Here is a 20,913-nt window from a genome sequence, read left to right on the forward strand (position 1 = left end):
TGGATGAGGTCAGCTTCCGCTGCGAGCGAAATGGAGCGAGAATGCGTTAGCAGCGTTGCCTGTATCCTGAACGGGCGTATGATAAATCATGTATGAAAAAATTTGCCAACGATTACTTGACAGTAACCCATATCCAAAGAGTATTTGCAACTTTTTACTATTTACGATATAATTTAGATAACAGGAGGAACTTGAATGAATACACAAAAATCTTGGGAAGAATTAGAGTTAAAAGATGACTTCATGTTTGCAAAGATCATGCGCGACCGTACTCTTTGCAAGAAGATGTTGGAGCGTCTCTTAGAAATCGAGATCGAAAAAATTGAATATCCCGAAGAGCAGAAAACGATAGATTTATCATACGACAGCCGCAGCATTCGTCTTGATCTTTATGTAAAGGACGATAAAGACACAGTTTACAACGTGGAGATACAGACCGTTGATACAAAAGAGCTTCCCAAAAGAAGCCGCTATTATCAGGGTATGATCGACTTAAACCTGATTGAAAAAGGCGAACCGTATCAGAAGCTGAACCGAAGCTATGTTATTTTCATTTGTACGTTTGATTTGTTCGGAGAAGGTTTGTACCGCTATACTTTCGAAAATCTGTGCCGTGAGAAAACTGATCTTTCCCTGAATGATGAAGCTATTAAAATATTTTTCAATACCTCCGGCACAAAAGGCGAGATCACAGATGAAGCAAAAGCTTTCTTAAAATATGTCGGAGGAGTTTCCAGTGAAGACAGCTACGTACAAGAACTGCAAGCAGAAATAAATAACGCGAAGCGTAACGAGGAATGGAGGCGAGAGTATATGACCTTATTGATGAGAGATAAAGAAAATATCGAAAAAGGCAGACTGGAAGGTCTGGCTGAGGGAAAAGCCGAGGGATTAGCTGAGGGATTAGCCAAGGGAAAAGCTGAGGGATTAGCCGAAGCAAAAAAGCAGCTCGCAAAAATGCTGCTGCAAAAAGGAACTTTCTCCGATCTGGACATCGCCGGTATGATAGGAATACCTCTGGAAGAATTATTGGAGATCAAAAACCAGTAACCGGAACAGCTAAAAAATCACTTCACTGACCCGTAAACAAAATCAGAACCTGTCTTTCCATTGCCGTACTGACAATGTCTGACAGGTTCTTTCTTTTATGCCTTTTCTGCTTTGCAGCTCTAACACTATGCCAACAAAACTTCTATGCTTGTCGTTTGTTCCGATGCGAGCAGCTTCGCCGGATAAGGCTCCAGATCCATAAGCAGATACGGTACGCTTCTTGAAAAATAAGCGTTTTCATACGCATTGGAGATAAATGGAAGCAGTATAATACAAACATACATTTGATCATACTTTATATGCTCTTTAAGGATTATGTCCGCAGGTTCGAAAAAGCCCGTAAAATCAAGCAAAAATAAAAACACCGTCCCCGGCGCTCATGTCGCCAAAAACAGTGCTTTCAGTGCGCGATCAGGGGCTCGAACCCTGGACACCCTGATTAAGAGTCAGGTGCTCTACCAACTGAGCTAATCGCGCTCGCTTTATTGAGTTGTTCGCTTGCTTTGTTTTCGTTTCCCTCACAAGCAAGACTTATTATAGCACATGTTTTTCAAAATGCAAGTACTTTTTTTAATTTTTTTTATTTTTTTGTATTTTCGAGAAATGTAAAAGTAACTTCCGGTTCTTCTTCACACTTCCGGAAGCTTGTTTTTCATTAAGGCTTTATGAAAGACTTATTTCCGGTTATCCTTTTCCTGTGATGTTCATGGGAGAAAGGATGTACATAATGAGAGCAAAACATTTAACCTTAGAAGAAAGAAAAATAATCCAGGAGGGCATCGAAAAGCGCTTGTCCAAAACAGCCATTGCCCGTTCCCTCCACAAAGATCCGACTACCATTGCAAAAGAAATCAAAAAGCATAGAACCTTAAAACCACGCAACCGCTTCAATTCACCTGTCATCTGTTCAAACTTTAAACAGTGCAGCAAACCCCGTAAATACTGTTCTGAAGCCTGCCCGTCCTATGCCGAACAGTCCTGTTCCCTGCGTGACCGCTCCGTCGGCGCCTGCAACCATTGTCCGGACATCAAACACTGCCGGCTGGATCATTACTTCTACAACGCCAGTCATGCTCACGAAGATTATCTCTTTCACCTGTCCGATTCCAGACAGGGCGTTAATCTTTCAGAGCCGCAACGTCTACTCATTGCACAAACCATTGCCCCGCTCCTCAAAAAAGGGCAGTCCCTTTATCAGATCCTTGCTAACCATCCGGAACTCTCCCTTTCGGTAAAATCCCTCTACACCTACATCGAAGGCGGCGTTTTTAAAGACTTTGGCGTTGATAACTTCTCTCTGCGCAGACAGGTTTCCATGCGCGAACGCAAAAAGCTGAAAAAACGCAGAGAGCCGGTCAACTATGAGGGGCATAAGTTTTCAGACTATCTCGCGTTTCTTGCCGACAATCCTTCCATCCCGACAACGGAGATGGATACTCTGTACAACCAACCGCAAGGACCTTATATCCAGACCTTTTCTTTTCAGAATACCGGACTTATGATCGGATTCCTCCATCAGGAAAAAACTTCGGAATCCATGGCTTCTGCCTTAGATTTCCTTCAGGAGCTTCTCGGCATCGACTATTTCCGCCTCTTTTCCCTGATCCTCACTGACCGTGGGACAGAGTTTGAAAAAGTCTCCCTCTTTGAACAGAATCCAAAGAGCGGACAGATACGGACAAATATCTTTTATTGCGACCCACAGACACCAAGCCAGAAACCTCATGTAGAAAATAACCACAACTATGTCCGGAATATCCTTCCGAACCAGCGGAATCTCGAACACCTGACGCAGAAAGATCTGAATCTTATGTTCGATCATATCAATTCCGTTCCACGAAAGGTATTAGGCGGAAGAACTCCTTATGAGGTCTTTTCCTTCTTTTATGGGGAAACGCTGCTGCATAAGCTGGGTGTCAGACGGATCGAACCGGATTCCGTAACGCTTCAGCCGTATCTGCTGAAAATAGAATAAGCCAGCCACAACCGCTGACTTATCCTTACACCATTAATTTTGCCCCTATGAACACACGTCCCATATGTATTCTTCTGGGCAACGGAACTTTGTCTTTCACAAAAAAAGAAAAAGCTCCCTTTGCTCCGCTTTGCATGCGCAAAAAAGCGGAACTGTACTTAAAGTTTACACAAAAAAAGTCTTTTAGGCAAGAAAAACTTCCGTTTTCCTGCCTGAAAACAGAAGTTTCTCTTTCATCCGGACGTTACTTTTACAACCGGAAGTTACTTTTATAATTCACCTTTTTTGTATTTTTTTGTATTTTGCCTCTTTTTTCCACTTTATGCTTATTTTACAATTCCTGTACTTGAATCCTGAGAGGAAATCCTCTATACTGAAACATATCTCGTTTTTTACAGAAAGGACTCTCTTTATGGATTCGCAATCGAATATGAATGAAAGCAACACCTTCCAGCAGGCACAGAAGGTCTCCGAGTCACAGCATGGCAATAAGGGACAACGCTTTATTAAAAACAGCCAGTACTTCACCATCTGCATTTATGGTATTGTCATGGTGCTGCTGTCTGCGATCATCTTTAAATGTATCCTTGACATTGATCAGACAAAGGCGTGGCTCAAACAGATCTTCACGATACTCAGCCCGTTTTTCCTGGGTGCTCTGATCGCATATATTTTAAACCCGATGGTTCATATGTTTTATCAGGCGATCGACCGGCTCTTTTCCAAAACAAAATTCCGGTTGAAGCACAGTGTGCACACCATCATCGCTATCCTGATCACCTACGTGATCGTGATCGGCTTCGTTGTGCTCTCTGTCCTGTTCGTCCTTCCTGAGATCACAAAGAATATCGCGGATTTTATTAACTATATCCCTACCGGATACGAATCCCTGATCCAGCTGCTCGCTGACCTTCAGGAGCAGTTCCCTACACTGGATATAGAAGAGATCAGCAAGCCGCTCACAGATATGATGCCAAACTTTATTTCTTATCTGCAGAGCTTTGCGGCAAACATGGTGCCTGCGATCTACTCGCTGTCCATGTCGATCACAGGCTGGATCGTCAATCTCCTCATTACTGTGATTGTTTCTATTTATATGCTGTATGATAAGCGCCGGATGATGCGCATCGCGTGGAGACTGATCTATGCCTTTCTTCCGCGCAAATACATCAGCTCCTGCCACGAGATCCTCTCGGAGTGCAACCGCCTGTTCAGCAGCTTTGTAGTCGGCAAGTTTATCGACTCTCTGATCATCGGGATTTTGTGCTTTATACTGATGACGCTGTTCCGGTTCCCGTATACGCCTCTGATCAGTATCATCGTAGGCGTGACAAATATGATCCCGTACTTCGGTCCGTTTATCGGAGCGATACCGGGCATCCTGATCATCCTCTTTATCAGTCCCGTAAAAGCGATCGGTTTTGCTATCATGATCCTGTGTCTGCAGCAGTTTGACGGGCTGATCCTGGGACCAAAAATCCTCGGTGATTCGACTGGTATGAAGCCTCTCTGGATCATCTTTGCGATCACGGTAGGCGGAAGCCTTGCCGGTGTGATCGGCATGTTCCTCGGCGTTCCGGTGATCGCGATCATCAGCTATCTGAGCGATCTTTATCTGAGTCACCGGCTCAAGAAAAAAAACATCTCCGAAGAGATGATCGACAACGAGCTAAAAAATATGGAGCTGGACGATTAGTCCGGCTCCTTCTTTTTTTCATTTTCCCCTACCAGCCGTCTCACCTCATCAAAAGACTGGCGCAGACGCAGCGCTGTCCTGTTTACCCCCGGCTTATCATACGTCAGGCGATACAGCCTTTTTTTCACTCCCGAAAGACGCATCTGCTTCTCCTCCTGTACGCACCCGGTCTGACTGATATAAGTGCTTTCTTTCTATATATTATGACAGACGTCTCTCAGATGTCAGCATACCGCTTTGGGGATCAGCCATATAGAAAGATAACGCCCGGTTTCCTGTCCTTATGAGACGTTCTCATCAGCCGCGTGAAAGGATCAGCTTGCAGATCGGATTTCCCTGCGAGGAAAACCGCTCTTCATATTCCGTCATAATATTTCCCTCTGCCATCTCCTTATCATGATGAAGGTCAAATGTACACGCCTCCAGCGTCCATCCGGCCTCCTTTGCCTGGTCAATTGCAAAATCAAACAGCGCCCGGTTATCCGTCTTAAATTCTACCTTGCCCTCCGGCTTTAAGATCTGATCATAGCGCGCCAGAAACTCCTTGCTTGGCAGGCGGCGCTTTGCATGTCTGTCCTTCGGCCAGGGATCAGAAAAGTTCAGATAGATTCCGGATACCTCCTGCTCTGCGAACACCTCTGTCAGGTCCTCCGCATCCATGCGTAAAAACAACAGATTCGTAAGCTCCGGAAGTGTCTCCCTCTTTTCCAGCGCGCGCAGAAGTACGCTGGAATATTTTTCGATCCCCACATAATTATACTGCGGATTTCTGGTCGCAAGCTCGGTGATAAACCGTCCTTTTCCCATGCCTACCTCCAGAAACAGCGGATGATCCTTTCCAAAAACATCCTTCCAGCATCCTCTTTTTTCTCTCATAATAGCTTCCTGTACAACAAACTCACTCTCTGCGATCGCTTCCCGCGATCCCGGTATATTTCTCAGCCTCATACTTCGCTTTCTCCTGTCACATATTTTATCTTTTTCATTTTCTCAGATATCCAAAAAAAGTCAAGCAATACTTCATAAGTTATTGACTTTCTATTAAATATCAGGTAGTATCTTAAATAAGATGTAAAAGTTTTGTAATTTTTATATGTATGGTTATGGACCTGAAAGGATCTAATGATTATGAAAAAAAGCAGAGCATTCGTGGTGCTGTCGCTCACTGGTCTTCTGGCATTTTCTGCTCCTGCCCTTACGGCAAATGCAGCGTGGAAGACGACATCCGCCGGCATCATCTATACACAAAAGGGCAGTCCCGGATACCTTACCGGACTAAAGCAGATCGGCAAATACTGGTACTATTTTGATGCAAATGGCATTATGCAGACCGGCGTCCAGAAAATTAACAAAAAGCTGTATTATTTTAACGAAAAAGGGATCATGCAAAAAGGCTGGATCACTGCTCCCGACGGCAAACGCTATTACGCAGACAAGGACGGCGTGCTTGCTGTAGACAAGTGGATCGGCAACTATTTTCTGCAGGAAGACGGAACCCTCGCGGTAAACACCTGGGTAAATGGGAAATGGGTCGGCGCCGACGGAAAATATACCGGAGTCAAGAACAACGTCGGCTGGGTCACAGATGACGGCAAGACGCGTTATTACGACACCAACAGCAATCCTGTCAAGGGCTGGCTGAATCTTTCCGGCAAGACGTATTATCTGCATCCTGTCACCGGAGTGCTCCAGAAGGGCTGGCTGAAGATCGGCGGAAGCACCTATTTTGCAGGTCCTTCTAAGGGTGTGATCCTGAAAAGCCAGTGGCTGAACGGCAAATACCTCAAGAGCAACGGCGCCATGGCAACCGGTCTTACGAAGATCGGCAATAAAAAATACATGTTTGATTCTTCCGGCAGGAAGATGACCGGCTGGGTCCGTTACGGAGGCCATTACTATTATTTCAACAAAAAAGGCATTATGCAGAAAAAGACCTGGGTCGGTGACCGCTACGTCAAAAAAAGCGGAAAACGTGCTTCTGGTTTTACCAATATCAAGGGTCAGACCTATTATTTCGACTCTAAGACAGGAAGAAAGCGCACCGGATGGATCACAGTCGGCAATCAGCGCTATTTCCTCAACGTCAACGGTCAGCTCCAGAAAGGCCGCTGGCTCTGGTCCGGTAAATACTATGCTTCCAGTACCGGAGCCGTGCTCAAAGGACTGGCAGCAGTCGGGAACAATCTCTACTACTTTGATCCTGTGACAGGCGCGAAGCTGAAACGCTCCCTCAAGACGATCGGCTCCGATACGTACTACTTCCGCAGCGGCGGAAAGGCTGCCAAAAACAAATGGGTAACGATCAAAGGCAAAAAATATTACTTCCAGAGTACCGGAAAAATGGCAAAAAATACCTGGGTCGGTAAATATTATGTCGGACCGGACGGCGCGCGCACCGGGCAGGAAAAAACAACCGGATGGCAGACCGTAAATGGTATCAAGTACTATTTCGACTCCAATGCCAACATGGTCACCGGATGGCAGACGATTTCCAATAACCGCTATTATTTTGCTCCATCCGGAGCAATGGTGACTGGCATCCAGACCATCGGCAGCAAAAAATACTATTTCTACTCCGATGGACGCCTTGCCTCCAACCTGACGATCATCATCGGTTCCAAGCAGTATACGATCAATAAAAACGGAGTCGTTACCGCTGAAGAGAGCCTGAAGGTATCAGACTCCACACTGGGCGGACGGATCGTAAATTTTGCTTTGCAGTATGTCGGCAACAAATACGTCTACGGCGGCACAAGCCTTACAAACGGTGCGGACTGCTCCGGATTTGTCCAGACTGTCTTCGCTAACTTCGGCATCAAGCTGCTGCGCGTAGCAGACGATCAGATGAAGGGACCAAACAGCGCATATGTGGCGCAGGGCTACAAAAAAGCTGTCATCGTTGATATCAACAGCATTCAGCCAGGAGATCTGATCTTTTACGGATCCAGCAATCCTGCGTATGCTTCCCACGTAGGTATCTACATGGGCAACGGCAAGCTCGTACATGCAAGCAACTCGCAGCCATACCCGGCAGGCGGTATCAAGGTATCCAATTACGATTATCAGACACCGATCCGCGCAGTGCGATATTGGTATTAAGCATTACAGACAACAGTATCTCAAGAGAAAAACGACATTCTGCTGATCACGCTCTGATCGCAGGATGTCGTTTTTGCTTTTCATTTCTGCATTAATTTGTAGATTTGCATCTGAATATTTAGTTTTTTCTGACTTTTTGTGTAATTGGCTCAATTTTTTGCTGTCAAGCACTTTTCTAAAAAACATGTTTCATTTTTGCTATTTATCATTATTCACAAAACGTTCGTTCTTTAAAAAACCTATGTAAACCACTTTTTCCACCACAAAAAATGTGGACAATGTGGATAAGTCAGTGTATAAGTCCTGTTTATCGCATTTTCTTATCCACTTAATTGTGGATAAGATGCGAATATTTTGTCGACTGCTCTGTGGATGTGGATGAAAACTCTGTCATATTTTGTGCAGAATTACTTTTCCACTCTTTCCATTTTGGCTCTTGCAAAAATCATGTTTTTAAATAATCTGATATTTTATTCTTTTGAGCGACACTTCTTTACTCTTCGCCTGCCGCAGAATCGAGATAGGAGACAAATCGGTTGCCCGCCTGCTCAAACAGCGCCTTGCTGTCCTGCGGACCATAGAAATACGTCTCTGTTCCCCCCGCGTCCAGCAGGATCGTATTGCCGAAATCATCATATCCGGTAATGATCACTGTCTTATCCGGCGCAGCTGCGATCACAGGATGTCCCTGCCCCACAAAGTAGAGAACCTGATCCAGCGTACAGCCAGTCAGTCCGACCGCATCCTTTCCGATCGTTTCCTCCAGAACTGCCACATCCATGGTTCCGCTTTTTACGATCTCCGGTATATCCTCCAGCCTGATCTGGGCCGTTTCAGCTCTGTTTCCTCTCTCCCACACAAATTCCTTTTCATTGTTGATCACGACTCCTACCTTTTCATCCGCTCTGCGGATCGCCTCAGAGGCTGTGGTCCAGCGGCTCTCCATGCTTCCTCCCGCATATACATAATACAGCTGCTCTTTTTTGGTATTGGACGGTATCTGTATCGTCCTGGATCCATCGTCTACCAGAAGCTTTGCATGAACGACCTGAGGCGCCTCATCGGTGATCTGTGTGCCGACCCGAAGCAGGATCTCCGTCTGGCGGATACTGTCTGCCTGTGTGGAAATGCCGTATATGACATCCTCCTGCGTGTCCATGCTGACGATAGAATCCGATGTCGTCTCCGTATACACACCGCCGCTGCCTGTCACGCGCGTAAGCAGCAGCGTATGGTTCTCCTGACGCACATCTGTCACATATATCCCCTGCTGCTGATACGTCTTTACTGTCTCTCCGTCTGCATTGACGATAGAAAGCTCATACATTGGAAACAGCTCATTTCCTTCGTCTGCGACATTGACATCCGCTGCCTGTGCCTTTCCGTACACGATATCCTCTCCCATAAAAGCCAGAGGACGGATATATTCCTGGTCTGCGCAGGTGATCTCCTGTGCTGCTCCCGTCTCAAAATCCATCACGTACAGTGTCCGGGACTGATACCGCTCTCCTTCACGCAGCCATGCAAAATACCGGTTCGATTCGGAACTTACATAGCAGCCCTCCTTCACGCCATTTACGACCGGCTCATACTCCCGTGCAGCCAGATCGATGCGGTAGACAACTCCCTCTAAGAGGATATAGCATTCCTGATAATCGTCTGTAATATACGCCAGCGTGTCTATATCCAGCTTCAGACTGTCATACGCTTCCATCGTCCGGATAAACAGGATCTCCTCTACCGTTGCCGATGCATCCTCATAATGATACAGCGCAACACCGTTTTCTCCCTCTCTGGCGCCGCGGTTCATATATCCGGAAACCGCGAACCACACGTCTCCGGTCTCCTCCACGCGCAGCACCTTGATATTATTCTGATCATAAAAATCGCGGTAGTCCATATCCTCCCGCTGCGGGAATCCAAAAATACGCGTCATGCGTCCCTCATTGATCCGATACGCCCAGAGCTCATTTTCCTGGACAAATGCCACGATCTTTTTTTCCTTATCAAAGGCAAACTCTACGTCACTGTCCGCAATACCGAGGTTGATCCCGTCCGGCTCAAGTACTGTCCGGTCTGTGTCAAATACCTGCTGCGTAGACCGCGTAAAATCAAGAAGGAATACTCGCGTATCGGTATAGCGCAGCCTGTAAAATTCACTGACATTGTAAATATCCGTAACACCCTCGCTATTCATCGCAGAGATCCTGTAATCCAGCACAAAGGATGCCGTTGTTCCATTGATATCCACAAGCCCCGGAGTCGGCTTATAATAAATCTGCGGGTTCAGTTCTCCCCACATCAGCTGATTGACCGAATCATGAATATCCATCTGTGCCAGTGTCCGGCCCTCGTCTGTCGTATCATCCGGCTCCACCACTGTACCGAGGGATTCCTGATCTGTCTTATTGACACACTTGTCATAAAAGCCTGTCACAAAATCAAGATACGCCTCCAGATGCAGGCCATCCTCCAGAAGAAGGCGCGTATAATAATAAATATCACGGCCCCCCGCCGTCACCTGGATCTTGAGGATATACTCCTGCTCCAGAAGCATGTGATTTTGTATCTCCAGCACTGCATTGATATTGTTGTTATTATCCTCTGTTGTTTTGATGACCTTCGTATTTTCCAGTGACTCAGCTCCGTCAAGCGTCAGCACCTCATAGGAAATATCCTCAATATTCGTATCAAACGGCTGGATCTGGATCGCCAGCTGATGGTCATCTCCCAGTACTGTCACCGTGTCGCGGATATAATTGACATCCATCTCCCGCGCATACCCGTGCAGGCAGTTGTAATTGACTCCTCTGTTTTGCATATAAACGAGAGGAAAGGTCGAATTTTCCATTGCCTGTGCCGTACTTGGCGCCGTCTGATTGATAAAGCGGCCAAACCCGAATACAGCCACAAGAAAGATCACTGTCAGCACGGCCACATGCACCAGAATATTTTTTATTATGATTAACTTTTTCTGCATCATCGCAATTCTCCTGTTTTTTCTGTGTTACGCTATTTCTTTTGCAGCAGACCGGCAAGCGTTGGCTGTACATGCAAAAAGTCCATGCAGGATGCAATGGCATCCGCGCCGGGATGCTCCCCGCGCCCCTCTCCTGCACTTCCGGGGGCGTTCTCCCGCACTGCCCGGATCAGTATATTTTTCGGCGTATGCTCCATATCAATAAACTCAAGGACCTGGACACGGTATCCCTCCTGCTCCAGCAGGGATGCACGCAGCCCATCTGTCACAAGCGCCGCCATACGTTCCTTTAAAAGCCCGTATTTGAGCACCGGATCCAGCGTATCGTTTTTGATCTGCGCGTTCAGCTCATGCTGACAGCACGGCACAGACAGGATCGCCCTTGCCTTCCACGCCACCGCCTTTGCAAGCGCATAGTCGGTCGCCGTGTCACAGGCATGGAGCGTCACCACCAGATCGACCTGATCCACACCGTCATAATCTGCAATATCTCCCGTCAGAAAATGCAGCTTCTCATACCCGAATTCCTGTGCGAGCGTATTGCAGTGCGTGATCACGTCTTCCTTCAGATCCAAGCCGATGATCTTCAGGTCATACCCTCTGATCTCATGCAGATAATAATAGATCGCAAAGGTCAGGTACGATTTCCCGCACCCGAAATCGATCATGGTCAGTTCCCTGTCGCGGTCAAGCGCCGGACAGATATCTTCAATAAACTCAAGAAAGCGATTGATCTGACGGAACTTATCATACTTCGCACGGATTACCTTCCCCTCCGGAGTCATGACCCCAAGCTTCACAAGAAACGGTACGGCCTTCCCTTCCGGCAGCAGATACCGTTTGGTCCGGTTGTGACTTAAATCCGCCTGCTCCCGCTTTTTCTCCAGCATTCTTGTCCTGACTGTGACCTTTCCCTTTTTGCTCACAAGTACGGTAGAGTTCTGCTGTGTCGTCTCAATCTGCATCTGCCTGAAATCCCTGCTCATCCATGTGAGCAGGGTCAGGACCATATCCTGCGCCGGATAGTTTTTATGAAATTCCTTTTTTCCATCCCAAAGCGCTGCCTGGAACAGCAGCGCCTGTTTCTGCCCGACTGGTCTTATCCTGATCTTCTGGATTGTCTCCCTGGTCCTTGGACCGCTTACTACAATCTTCAAAAGCTCCTCATTCATGACAGATTCCAGTAATATCTTTAATTCTTCCATCTGTTCTTCTCCTCATAAAAGGCTGGTATTTTTGATGTAACCGTTCAGCCATGCACAAGGTCACAAAAATCTGAGTTCAAATTTGTTTGAAAACATCGGGCAAATGGCTGAACAGTTATTTTTATTGTGTACAACCAGTATACTATCCCTCTTGCGTTTCAACAAGTTTTTTCTCCTGATGTGCAGTCTCGCTGCTGCCGCAGCTCCTTAATACCGCCTCCTCCTGCACCTGTCATGCCGACAGCGTCTGTGATGCATCTCCTGCAAAAGCATCACGCGGATCATATCGCCCAGCCAGTCCTGCCCCGGCCGTCCCCTCCTGCGCCCCTGATACTGCATGGAAAATACTGCTTCCGGTTCCTGCTCCTGCTGCGACTCCGGCTCTGCCTGCTGCGGGATCTGCGGCTCTGCCTGCTCTTTGATCCGTTCCTGTATCTGCCAGACGGTCGTCTGGTCTGGATATGCATCAAACATCGGACTTCCTTCGTATTCCATCCTGTCACACGCTTCCTCGATCAGCGGCAAAAGCAGCTTCGCCGCATCCGGATACATGGCCTGCAGAGCGCGCAGATCGCGTTCCTGGCGCATCTGTTCCTCCATTTCCTGCGCAAAATCCGGCTGCGTAAAAAACGGCATCTGCTCCTCCCTTTCCTTATCTCCTGATGGCACCGTCGGCCCCATTTCTGCTACTTCATATCCCCCGTCTCCGAATCCCTCCGGCATCTCTTCCTCTCCCTCGTACGGATTCCATCCGCTCGTCCTGCGCTCACGGTCGATCTCCTCCGCCCTCATCAGATTACTTCTCACAAACGCTGCATTTCGTCTGGAATTTATAGTTTGATACTGCATATTTCACCTCAGCAATCGTATTCCTTATTAGTATATGATTTCCCGCAAAAATGTACCTTTGCATCCGCCGCATATCTGTAGTAAAATATCCCCGGGCATATCCCCGGAGGATACCTGCAATATTTCATTTTTATCAGGGGGGACATTATGGCAAAGCAAAAGGAAGTAAAGACAAACGCCATGCGGATCCTGGACCGCATGAAAATCCCATATACAGTACACACATACGAGTGCGACGAGTTTACCGATGGCAGACAGACCGCCGATCTTCTCGGATTTCCACACGAGATCATGTTCAAAACGCTCGTGACGGTAAGTCCTGCCGGCGCATACTACGTATTTGTGCTGCCGATCGATCACGAGCTTGATCTCAAAAAGGCAGCCCGCGCAGCATCCGTCAAATCACTGTCTATGATCCACGTCAAAGATATCAACCAGGTGACCGGATATATCCGAGGCGGCTGTACCTCGATCGGCATGAAAAAGCAATACCCTGTATTTGCACACGAATCCATGCTTTCACATCCGCGCATCATTGTAAGCGGCGGCAAGATCGGTGCACAGATCGAGCTGACGCCGCAGGATTACGCCGCGGCATGCAAGGCAGTTTTCTGTGATATTATAATATAAGAAAATCGCTGCACGACAGCCCTGACAGGCCATCGCGCAGCGATTTTCTTCACCTGAAATTCTTTTATTTCTCCTGCCGCACAGGATCGACCGGATCACGGAAGATATGCGGCGCCTGCGGCACATGATTTTTTGCAAGCCGTCTTTCCACATCTGCGCGCAGCCATTTATACATGGTCGCTGTGAGCGGTACGCCGATCAGCATTCCCGGTATACCAAACAGACCGCCGCCGATCGTGACTGCCGCCAGCACCCACATAGCCGGAAGTCCGATAGACCCGCCAACGACACGCGGATAGATCAGATTCCCCTCTACCTGCTGCAGCAGCGTAAGGAACACGAGGAACCCCAGCGCCTTTAAGGGGCTGACCGTCAGGATCATAAATGCTCCGATCGCCGCTCCCATATAAGCGCCTATGATCGGGATCAGCGCTGAGACGCCGATCGTCACTCCGATCATCAACGCATACGGCAGCTTCAGCAAAAACATGCCGAATCCGCACAGCGTCCCCAGAATACACGCCTCCAGCACCTGTCCGCTGATAAAATTGGTAAACGTATCATGTGCAAGTAGCAGAAAATTCTCCGCTGTGATCCGCCACTTTTCCGGCAGATACACCTTCGCTGCCGCGCCTATCTGCGCTTTGAGCTTTTCCTTTTGAGAAAGCATATATACCGCAAAGATCACTGCTACTGCCGCTGTCACTGCAAAGGATATGATCCCGTTCGCCATCGTAAAAGCAGAATTGAAAATACTGCCGATCCCGTACGTCAGAGCATCTGCAAGCTTCTTATGCAGATCCGCCCAGTCGATCTCCAGACTGTTTACAAAAGCCTGGATCTCTGAAAATCCTGCCTCTGCCGCCTCTGCGGACAGCCATTTCTGAAAGCGCAGAAATGCCTTTGGAATATCCTTGGTCAGCACATAGACAGAATCCGCGAGCGCCGGGATCACCAGCAGGATCAGTACGATCACTCCCAAAAATACCAGAAACAGACTGGTAAACAGACAGACCGGCCGCCGCGTCTTCTGCACCCACGGCTCCTGCCGCTTTGGAAAATAAATCTTTTCCAGCTTTTTCATCAGAATATTGAGCACATACGCGACCATAAAGCCCGTAATGAGCGGCGAAAACACATCGATCAATATTCCGATGCCTTTTATCACAGAATTTGAATACTTTACGCAAAAGCATGACAGTACCGCGAGTATCGCGATCCTTATCCAGTTCTTCTTCAAATCAACCACCTCCGATTATTCCTCATGAAGCCAGTCCAGATACTGACGGATCTTTCGCTCGTATCCGTTTTCTGAGGGCTCATAAAAGGTCTGCCCCAACAGCTCATCCGGCAGATACTGCTGACGCGAAAAATGCTTGGGGAAATCATGCGCATACTCATAGCCGATCCCTCTGCCAAGCTTGTTCGCCCCTCTGTAATGGCTGTCACTCAAATGCGCCGGTACAGCGGCAGGCCTGTCCCGCACTGCATCCATCGCCGCTGCGATCGCAGTTGTCGCGGAATTGCTCTTGGGCGCAGTCGCTATGTACAGCACTGCCTGCGATAAAATAAGCTGCGCCTCCGGCATGCCTACGCGCTCAACCGCCTGCGCAGCTGCCACCGCTACCTGGAGCGCCTGCGGATCGGCATTCCCGACGTCCTCCGATGCGCAGATCATAATGCGTCGCGCGATAAAGGTCACGCTCTCTCCCGCATACAGCATCCTTGCCAGATAATACACCGCCGCATCCGGGTCTGAGCCGCGCATGCTCTTGATAAATGCAGAGACCGTATCATAATGACTGTCCCCGTTCTTGTCATACCGGACTGCCCGCTTTTGTATACACTCAGAGGCAACCTCCAGCGTAATGCGGATCTTCCCGGAAGCGTCCGGCTTCGTTGTCAGCACTCCGAGCTCCACTGCGTTGAGCGCTGCACGCGCATCCCCGCCTGCTATATCTGCAAGAAACTCTGCCGCATCCTCGTCGATCACGGCCCCATATGCGCCCATACCGCGTTCCGTATCATACACCGCGCGTTCGATCAGTACGCGGATGTCTTCCTTTGTCAGCGGCTTCAGTTCAAAGATCACAGACCGCGACAGCAGCGCGCTGTTCACCTCAAAATATGGATTCTCCGTTGTCGCTCCGATCAATATCAGCGTACCGTCCTCTACAAACGGAAGCAGATAATCCTGCTGGCCCTTATTGAACCGATGGATCTCGTCCACGAACAGGATCGTTTTCTTTCCGTACATGCCGAGGTTTTCCTTCGCTCTCTTTACGACCTCCTCCATGTCCTTTTTCCCCGCCACGGTTGCATTGATCTGCGTAAACTCTGCGCTCGTCGTATTGGCGATCACCCTGGCAAGCGTCGTCTTTCCCGTTCCGGGCGGCCCGTAAAAAATCAGCGAACGCAGCTTATCGGCTGAGATCGCTCTGTACAAAAGCTTATCCTTTCCGATGATATGCTGCTGCCCTACCACCTCATCCAGTGTCCTCGGGCGCAGCCGGGAGGCAAGAGGAGCCTCACTTTTCATCGTCTTTGTCCTTGCGTATTCAAATAAATCCATTCTGGTCTTTCCCCCATCACATGATCGTCTGTCTGTTTTTTGTTATCCGTTTTTGGTTATTACTCCAGGATCAGCTTATCTACGGTCACAAGCTCATAGCCCTGCTCCAAAAGCACATCTACTACATCAAGAGCCGCATCCACCGAGGACTGATAATAATCATGCATCAGGATAATATCTCCCTCCTCCGCGTCCGACAGGATCCGCTCCTCGATCAGCGCCGTATTCTCTGTCGTCCAGTCCAGCGGGTCAATACTCCAGAGCACCGGGATCATGGTAAAAGAACATTCCATATCCTTATTCCATTCTCCAAAAGGCGGGCGGACAAATTCCGTATCCTTTCCTGTGATCTCCCGGACCAGAGCGCTCGTCTTTTCTACCTGCTCGCACGCCTGCGCCGCACCCATATCACTGATCTTTACATGGTCATACGTATGGTTTCCGATCAGATGCCCCTCCTGATCCATGCGCCGGATCAGTTCCTCATTTCCGGGAATATTTTTCCCGACCACAAAAAATGTCGCAGGCACTTTTCTTTGCGCCAGGCCATCCAGCAGCAGCTTTGTAAACCGCGGGTGCGGTCCGTCATCAAATGTCAGCGCGATCTGCTTTCGCTGCGTATCTGCATCCGCTCTTGCATCTGCCGCGTTACCGTCGGATGCGGCTGTTCCGGCATTACTATCGTCTGTGGCAGTTCCGGCATTACCATCGTCTGTGGCAGTTCTGGCATTACCATCGTCTGTGACTGTTCTGGCTTCACCAGCTGCAGCTTTCTGTGTTTCCGCACATTCTTTTCCAATGGCAGCTGCACGGGGACTTTCCGCTTCCCTCTGAACACTTCCACTGCTGCAGATTTTTTTCATATCGGTATATGCGGACAACGTCAGAAAGATTGCAAGTCCCCAGAAAAGCAGCGACTTCAAAAGCCGGCTCCCTGCTTCCTTGAAAAAGCTCCCGCGCGCCTCCTGCTCATTTTCTTTCCTTCTGTCTGACTGCTCCATGCTTCACCTGATCCAATTCTGTCATCTTATTATATGAACATCAGGCGCTCTGCATGACGCTTCCATATCATCCTCTGTTCGGATACCGGCTTTGTCCCGGCTACTTATTCCTCTTTGCCCGAGGACTCAGATGAAACGGCGTCTTCTGCCGGATCGCTCTCTTCCGGGTCTGACACCGACAGTTCCCGGATATCCTCCTGAGGCTGTCCATCCGCCGGGACGTCCTGCTCCTGTGATTCCTCCGGCATCTCTTCCGGCTTCACTCCGTCGTACTCTTCCCTGAAACGTCTCTTCAGGAACAGGCACATAATGTAAATCAGCGCGCCTATCATACTGTTCATCTCGACAATAAAATATGCAAGTCCGCCAAAGCCGACCAGGTCAAGAAGCGCATAAATACAATAAGCCTTCTTCTGGGCATCCGTCTTTCCTGTAAATCCTTTCAGCCAGACTACAGAAAGTACGTCTGAAATTATCCAGTAAACAAACAGCCCTGCCGCAAGCCCGACGGGAAATAATAGCGTATCCGCCCGTTTCGTCACTCCTACAAAAACAAGAAATGCGATAAGAAGTACCATTACTCCCAGCGAAAGAAAAAGTACTCTGTTTTCTATCCTTCTTTTCTGTCCATCCGTCATGTCCTTCCTCCTTATAAAAAGAGATCATGCCCTCCGGCATCATCTTTTTTCGACCGCAGCGATCCAGGTATGTGTTATGCCGGACCGCCACAGCCGATTTCAGTATAGCTTACCACACATCCTGCAAATGTGCCACTGGTTTTGCAGGCGCTCGCCCCCTGAAAGTATTAAATCTCTGTAAATTCGCCGTAAGCTTCCTTGTCAGTTTACCAGAAGCGCTCACTTTCACTAATAACTTTTCAGCTTTTTATTGACAAAGCAAATCCTGTGTGTTACACTCCAGTAGTTCACAAAGTGAACAAAGGAGGATATTATGAAAACGAAAAAGAACATATGGAAATGGATTGGGATTGCTTTTCTCGCAGTGCTCCTTGTCGCAGCAGGCGGCATCTGGTTTATATGGGGAAATGAGCTGCGCTCCCTTATGTCCATAAAGCAGTTAAGCGCACGCAACGATGAGCATCTGGACGGCGCCGTCTACGAAATGAAGATTTCAGGAGATTATTATTTTGATGAGTATCTGGAACAGGGCGGTGCGGCAAATGATACCGAGCTTCTGGAATTTGTCACAAATAAGATCACAAAGGGACTCATTCCGATGACGATCGAGGAGAGTGATATTGCCTGCTCTTCCTTTACCGCCAGCACGAAGGACGGTGACCGGCTGTTTGGACGTAACTACGACTTCAGCCAGACAAATACATGCCCCGTCTTTACCGATCCCGGAAAAGGACGCCATTCGTCCATCTCAACCGTTGACCTGCAGTTTCTCGGCATTGATGAGAAAAATGGTGTGAGCAGCATCATGGACCGGATCAAATGTCTCGCTGCCGCTTATGCGCCGCTTGACGGTATCAATGACGCCGGTGTGAGCTGCGGTATCTATATGACCTATCAGGGCAGCGGTGAAAATGCCATCGGCACGGATCAGAATACCGACAAGCCGGATCTGACCTCTACAACAATGCTCCGAATGGTGCTCGACTACGCAGACAGTGTCGATGAAGCAGTCGAAATGATCCAGAAATATGATATGCATGATTCCGCCGGTACCTCCTACCACTATATGATCGCTGATTCTACAGGAAAAAGTGCGATCCTGGAGTGGACAGGCGATACAGACGCATCGGATGATGACGGCAGCGCCCGCGAGCTTACGGTCACTTATAATGATACAGATGCCACATCAGGCGCATCCGATTACCAGTACATCACAAACTTCATCATCAAGCCGGACTACTATGACAACGAAGAGGACATGAAAGGACTTGACCGCTATCAGCGCATTGGAGAGCGGTTAAAGGAAGTAGAGGGAGTCGTCGCAGATGAGGAAGCCGCTATGGATATTCTCGCTGAGGTGGGAAGACGTACCTGGAAAAACGATGACAATAACGGCTGTACCGTACACAGCGCTGTCTACAATCTGACAGACAAAAGCGTGCTCTGGGTCGGAAACGAACATTACGGGGAAGACGCATACACATTTGAATATTCACTCGACTGATCCTGACTTCAGATCGTCCCGCGCACAGCTTTAACAAAGGATGTCAACACATGCCTGGAAGGGAGCATATCACCTGTCCCCTGGGCCGCATGTTTTGGCATCCTTTTTCTCTCAACACAGCTACAGCTTCATCTCCTTTGATGAGGATCCAAAAAGCCGGATCCCTGCTCCTCCCGCAGTTTTCTTACGGCATCACAGACATTTTCTGAAATAAATTTAATATTTTCTGCAGAAGAAAGCGGTCTGTGTGTAACGATATAGCTTGTAAGGTCACCGTATACCCAGTCAGAAGGAGACAACTCGGTTATGATCTGGTGATAAGTGTTCCATCCCATAATGACTGTAGCGTCAGTGAACAAGGGACAACATGGTCAGAAATGTCCGAATTTGCGCTCCTGCGCCGTTACTTTCGCTCCGCGTACGTCCAGTACGCATCGTTCAAGTGCCTTGCAGGGGCACAAATCGAACTATTTCTGATTCTCCGACCTCAGCCATCGGAATTTCGCATATTTTCTTTCCTCCATATCTGGTTACAGTGTCTAAGTCTGGTTACAGATTCTTTTTCCGTTTCTTCCAGGTCTGATACAGAATATCCTTGAGTACGAGCATTGCATCCTGTTCACTGTAATGATACCCCCGCTTTAATTCATCCAGCATAATATCAAACCTGCGGGCATAATTCGGCACATTCACCTCCTGCTGATGCTGGATCAAAATCGGATATCTTTTGCCCCACGCTGCCGTCCAGTCTATTTTTTCTTCTGTTTTTTCGTCTGTCTGAGCAATGATCTCCTGTATCTCATCAAAATCCACATCAAATGCGATCAGATCATCCAGGGACATATGGTAGAGCTTCGCCATCTTTTTTGACTGATAAATATCCGGAACAGTCTCATCCGTCTCCCATTTTGAGATCGTCTGCCTGCTTACTCCCAGCTTCTGCGCAACAGCCTCCTGTAACAGCCCGGATTTTTTTCTTGCATGAAATAAACAGTTTCCTAAATTCACAGCACTTCCTCCTTTTCACTGACACTGCAATTATACCGGATCGCAGATCAGATTTCTACCAGGCACAGCTTACATATCTGCCCGGGTTACTGTCAAGTAATCGTTGGCAAATTTTTTCATACATGATTTATCATACGCCCGTTCAGGATACAGGCAACTCTGCTAACGCACCCGCTCCATTTCACTCGCAGCGGAAGCTGACCTCATCCATCTCATCTGCGACTCTGATTCATTAGGTGCCTGCGGCTTCACAGGTGTTGCATTTGGTATCTGTTTTTGTTCCGGGCTGTTTAATACCCTGTCATTGCTAACAGCTTCCGTCCGTCACCTCGCACCTTTCCTTCCAGGCCTACTACATGACCGATCACCGGATATTCATAACCTTTCCCATCCTTCTTCGGTGCCTTTGCTGACAACAGGATCTCCCCATACAGCTCCTCGACTGTCTCCGTCTCAAACAATGGCTGCTTCAGACTCTGTGTTACTTCATACAGTTTTCCACTGCATTTTTTTGCCAGTATCTTTGCCAGATGGTTCCCTCCTCGCTTGCTCCAGCTCGTATGGTTGTGTTTCATCCGTTTCGCGATCACGCTCCATACATGGTTTTCCATCGTTCCCATATTTCTGTATTCCAGCCCCTCCGGGTTCTCTGGCAGTTCTAATCCCTGTGACTGATACGGCAGCAGTCCCTCTTTATTGTTTTTAT

At 48.2% G+C, this 20,913-nt stretch carries 16 protein-coding genes, 1 tRNA gene and 1 pseudogene; 6 read left to right on the forward strand and 12 right to left on the reverse strand.

The window, feature by feature from the left end:
* Positions 1 to 195 precede the first annotated feature (195 nt).
* Complete coding sequence (locus QOX44_RS17620; protein ID WP_283685097.1) at positions 196 to 1,050, forward strand: Rpn family recombination-promoting nuclease/putative transposase; 855 nt, start codon at positions 196 to 198, stop codon at positions 1,048 to 1,050.
* Between the two features lie 404 nt (positions 1,051 to 1,454).
* Here the strand turns inward: QOX44_RS17620 and QOX44_RS17625 are convergent.
* Positions 1,455 to 1,527: transfer RNA gene (locus tag QOX44_RS17625), tRNA-Lys, on the reverse strand.
* A gap of 250 nt (positions 1,528 to 1,777) precedes the next feature.
* Between QOX44_RS17625 and QOX44_RS17630 the strand changes: the two genes are divergently transcribed.
* Both QOX44_RS17630 and QOX44_RS17635 read left to right on the forward strand, forming a co-directional pair.
* Positions 1,778 to 3,025: an IS30 family transposase gene (locus QOX44_RS17630; RefSeq protein ID WP_283682841.1), complete on the forward strand. Its 1,248-nt coding sequence runs from the start codon at positions 1,778 to 1,780 to the stop codon at positions 3,023 to 3,025.
* 412 nt (positions 3,026 to 3,437) lie between these two features.
* Positions 3,438 to 4,721, forward strand: a complete 1,284-nt coding sequence (locus QOX44_RS17635) for an AI-2E family transporter (RefSeq protein ID WP_283685098.1) — start codon at positions 3,438 to 3,440, stop codon at positions 4,719 to 4,721.
* Here QOX44_RS17635 and QOX44_RS17640 read toward each other — a convergent pair.
* Positions 4,718 to 4,864 carry a hypothetical protein gene (locus QOX44_RS17640; RefSeq protein WP_283685099.1) on the reverse strand — a complete coding sequence of 49 codons (147 nt, stop codon included), beginning with the start codon at positions 4,862 to 4,864 and terminating at the stop codon, positions 4,718 to 4,720. The genes QOX44_RS17635 and QOX44_RS17640 overlap by 4 nt on opposite strands.
* A 154-nt stretch (positions 4,865 to 5,018) precedes the next feature.
* Complete coding sequence (gene trmB / locus QOX44_RS17645) at positions 5,019 to 5,669, reverse strand: tRNA (guanosine(46)-N7)-methyltransferase TrmB (protein ID WP_283685100.1); 651 nt, start codon at positions 5,667 to 5,669, stop codon at positions 5,019 to 5,021.
* A gap of 180 nt (positions 5,670 to 5,849) precedes the next feature.
* Here trmB and QOX44_RS17650 point away from each other — a divergent pair, with 180 nt between their 5' ends.
* Complete coding sequence (locus QOX44_RS17650) at positions 5,850 to 7,820, forward strand: NlpC/P60 family protein (RefSeq protein WP_283685101.1); 1,971 nt, start codon at positions 5,850 to 5,852, stop codon at positions 7,818 to 7,820.
* Positions 7,821 to 8,313: 493 nt separating this feature from the next.
* Here QOX44_RS17650 and QOX44_RS17655 read toward each other — a convergent pair whose 3' ends face one another.
* From QOX44_RS17655 to QOX44_RS17665, 3 genes are all read right to left on the reverse strand, one after another.
* A complete protein-coding gene (locus QOX44_RS17655; RefSeq protein ID WP_283685102.1) occupies positions 8,314 to 10,803 on the reverse strand; it encodes a hypothetical protein in 2,490 nt (829 codons plus the stop codon).
* Positions 10,804 to 10,832: 29 nt separating this feature from the next.
* Positions 10,833 to 12,005: a class I SAM-dependent methyltransferase gene (locus tag QOX44_RS17660; RefSeq protein ID WP_283685103.1), complete on the reverse strand. Its 1,173-nt coding sequence runs from the start codon at positions 12,003 to 12,005 to the stop codon at positions 10,833 to 10,835.
* A gap of 207 nt (positions 12,006 to 12,212) precedes the next feature.
* The gene (locus QOX44_RS17665) at positions 12,213 to 12,854 is read right to left on the reverse strand and encodes a hypothetical protein (RefSeq protein ID WP_283685104.1); all 642 of its coding nucleotides are present in this window, start codon (positions 12,852 to 12,854) and stop codon (positions 12,213 to 12,215) included.
* 147 nt (positions 12,855 to 13,001) lie between these two features.
* Here QOX44_RS17665 and ybaK point away from each other — a divergent pair, with 147 nt between their 5' ends.
* Positions 13,002 to 13,484: a Cys-tRNA(Pro) deacylase gene (gene ybaK, locus QOX44_RS17670; RefSeq protein ID WP_283685105.1), complete on the forward strand. Its 483-nt coding sequence runs from the start codon at positions 13,002 to 13,004 to the stop codon at positions 13,482 to 13,484.
* 64 nt (positions 13,485 to 13,548) lie between these two features.
* On the opposite strand, the gene QOX44_RS17675 is transcribed toward ybaK, so the two are convergent.
* From QOX44_RS17675 to QOX44_RS17690, 4 genes are all read right to left on the reverse strand, one after another.
* On the reverse strand, positions 13,549 to 14,724 hold the full coding sequence (locus QOX44_RS17675; RefSeq protein ID WP_283685106.1) for an AI-2E family transporter: 1,176 nt from the start codon (positions 14,722 to 14,724) through the stop codon (positions 13,549 to 13,551).
* Positions 14,725 to 14,739: 15 nt separating this feature from the next.
* A complete protein-coding gene (locus tag QOX44_RS17680) occupies positions 14,740 to 16,056 on the reverse strand; it encodes a replication-associated recombination protein A (RefSeq protein ID WP_283685107.1) in 1,317 nt (438 codons plus the stop codon).
* Positions 16,057 to 16,115: 59 nt separating this feature from the next.
* Entirely contained in the window at positions 16,116 to 17,057 is a 942-nt protein-coding gene (locus QOX44_RS17685; RefSeq protein ID WP_283685108.1) for a polysaccharide deacetylase family protein, read from the reverse strand.
* A gap of 104 nt (positions 17,058 to 17,161) precedes the next feature.
* A complete protein-coding gene (locus tag QOX44_RS17690) occupies positions 17,162 to 17,695 on the reverse strand; it encodes a hypothetical protein (protein ID WP_283685109.1) in 534 nt (177 codons plus the stop codon).
* Between the two features lie 313 nt (positions 17,696 to 18,008).
* Here QOX44_RS17690 and QOX44_RS17695 point away from each other — a divergent pair, with 313 nt between their 5' ends.
* The gene (locus tag QOX44_RS17695) at positions 18,009 to 19,199 is read left to right on the forward strand and encodes a linear amide C-N hydrolase (protein WP_283685110.1); all 1,191 of its coding nucleotides are present in this window, start codon (positions 18,009 to 18,011) and stop codon (positions 19,197 to 19,199) included.
* A gap of 549 nt (positions 19,200 to 19,748) precedes the next feature.
* On the opposite strand, the gene QOX44_RS17700 is transcribed toward QOX44_RS17695, so the two are convergent.
* Together QOX44_RS17700 and QOX44_RS17705 are read right to left on the reverse strand one after the other, a co-directional pair.
* Positions 19,749 to 20,207 (reverse strand): helix-turn-helix transcriptional regulator, encoded by a 459-nt coding sequence (locus QOX44_RS17700; RefSeq protein WP_283685111.1) that lies wholly within the window; start codon positions 20,205 to 20,207, stop codon positions 19,749 to 19,751.
* Positions 20,208 to 20,497: 290 nt separating this feature from the next.
* Positions 20,498 to 20,913: pseudogene (locus QOX44_RS17705) on the reverse strand (ISLre2 family transposase); the annotation flags it as partial.

Source organism: Parablautia sp. Marseille-Q6255, from assembly GCF_951230155.1.
Classification (GTDB): domain Bacteria; phylum Bacillota; class Clostridia; order Lachnospirales; family Lachnospiraceae; genus Choladousia.

What these genes read in the sequence shown, in the direction of transcription:
- QOX44_RS17620 (WP_283685097.1), top strand. Translation starts at nt 196, where the DNA reads ATGAATACACAAAAATCTTGGGAAGAATTAGAGTTAAAAGATGACTTC.
- QOX44_RS17630 (WP_283682841.1), top strand. Translation starts at nt 1,778, where the DNA reads ATGAGAGCAAAACATTTAACCTTAGAAGAAAGAAAAATAATCCAGGAG.
- QOX44_RS17635 (WP_283685098.1), top strand. Translation starts at nt 3,438, where the DNA reads ATGGATTCGCAATCGAATATGAATGAAAGCAACACCTTCCAGCAGGCA.
- QOX44_RS17640 (WP_283685099.1), bottom strand. Translation starts at nt 4,864, where the DNA reads ATGCGTCTTTCGGGAGTGAAAAAAAGGCTGTATCGCCTGACGTATGAT.
- trmB (WP_283685100.1), bottom strand. Translation starts at nt 5,669, where the DNA reads ATGAGGCTGAGAAATATACCGGGATCGCGGGAAGCGATCGCAGAGAGT.
- QOX44_RS17650 (WP_283685101.1), top strand. Translation starts at nt 5,850, where the DNA reads ATGAAAAAAAGCAGAGCATTCGTGGTGCTGTCGCTCACTGGTCTTCTG.
- QOX44_RS17655 (WP_283685102.1), bottom strand. Translation starts at nt 10,803, where the DNA reads ATGATGCAGAAAAAGTTAATCATAATAAAAAATATTCTGGTGCATGTG.
- QOX44_RS17660 (WP_283685103.1), bottom strand. Translation starts at nt 12,005, where the DNA reads ATGGAAGAATTAAAGATATTACTGGAATCTGTCATGAATGAGGAGCTT.
- QOX44_RS17665 (WP_283685104.1), bottom strand. Translation starts at nt 12,854, where the DNA reads ATGCAGTATCAAACTATAAATTCCAGACGAAATGCAGCGTTTGTGAGA.
- ybaK (WP_283685105.1), top strand. Translation starts at nt 13,002, where the DNA reads ATGGCAAAGCAAAAGGAAGTAAAGACAAACGCCATGCGGATCCTGGAC.
- QOX44_RS17680 (WP_283685107.1), bottom strand. Translation starts at nt 16,056, where the DNA reads ATGGATTTATTTGAATACGCAAGGACAAAGACGATGAAAAGTGAGGCT.
- QOX44_RS17685 (WP_283685108.1), bottom strand. Translation starts at nt 17,057, where the DNA reads ATGGAGCAGTCAGACAGAAGGAAAGAAAATGAGCAGGAGGCGCGCGGG.
- QOX44_RS17690 (WP_283685109.1), bottom strand. Translation starts at nt 17,695, where the DNA reads ATGACGGATGGACAGAAAAGAAGGATAGAAAACAGAGTACTTTTTCTT.
- QOX44_RS17695 (WP_283685110.1), top strand. Translation starts at nt 18,009, where the DNA reads ATGAAAACGAAAAAGAACATATGGAAATGGATTGGGATTGCTTTTCTC.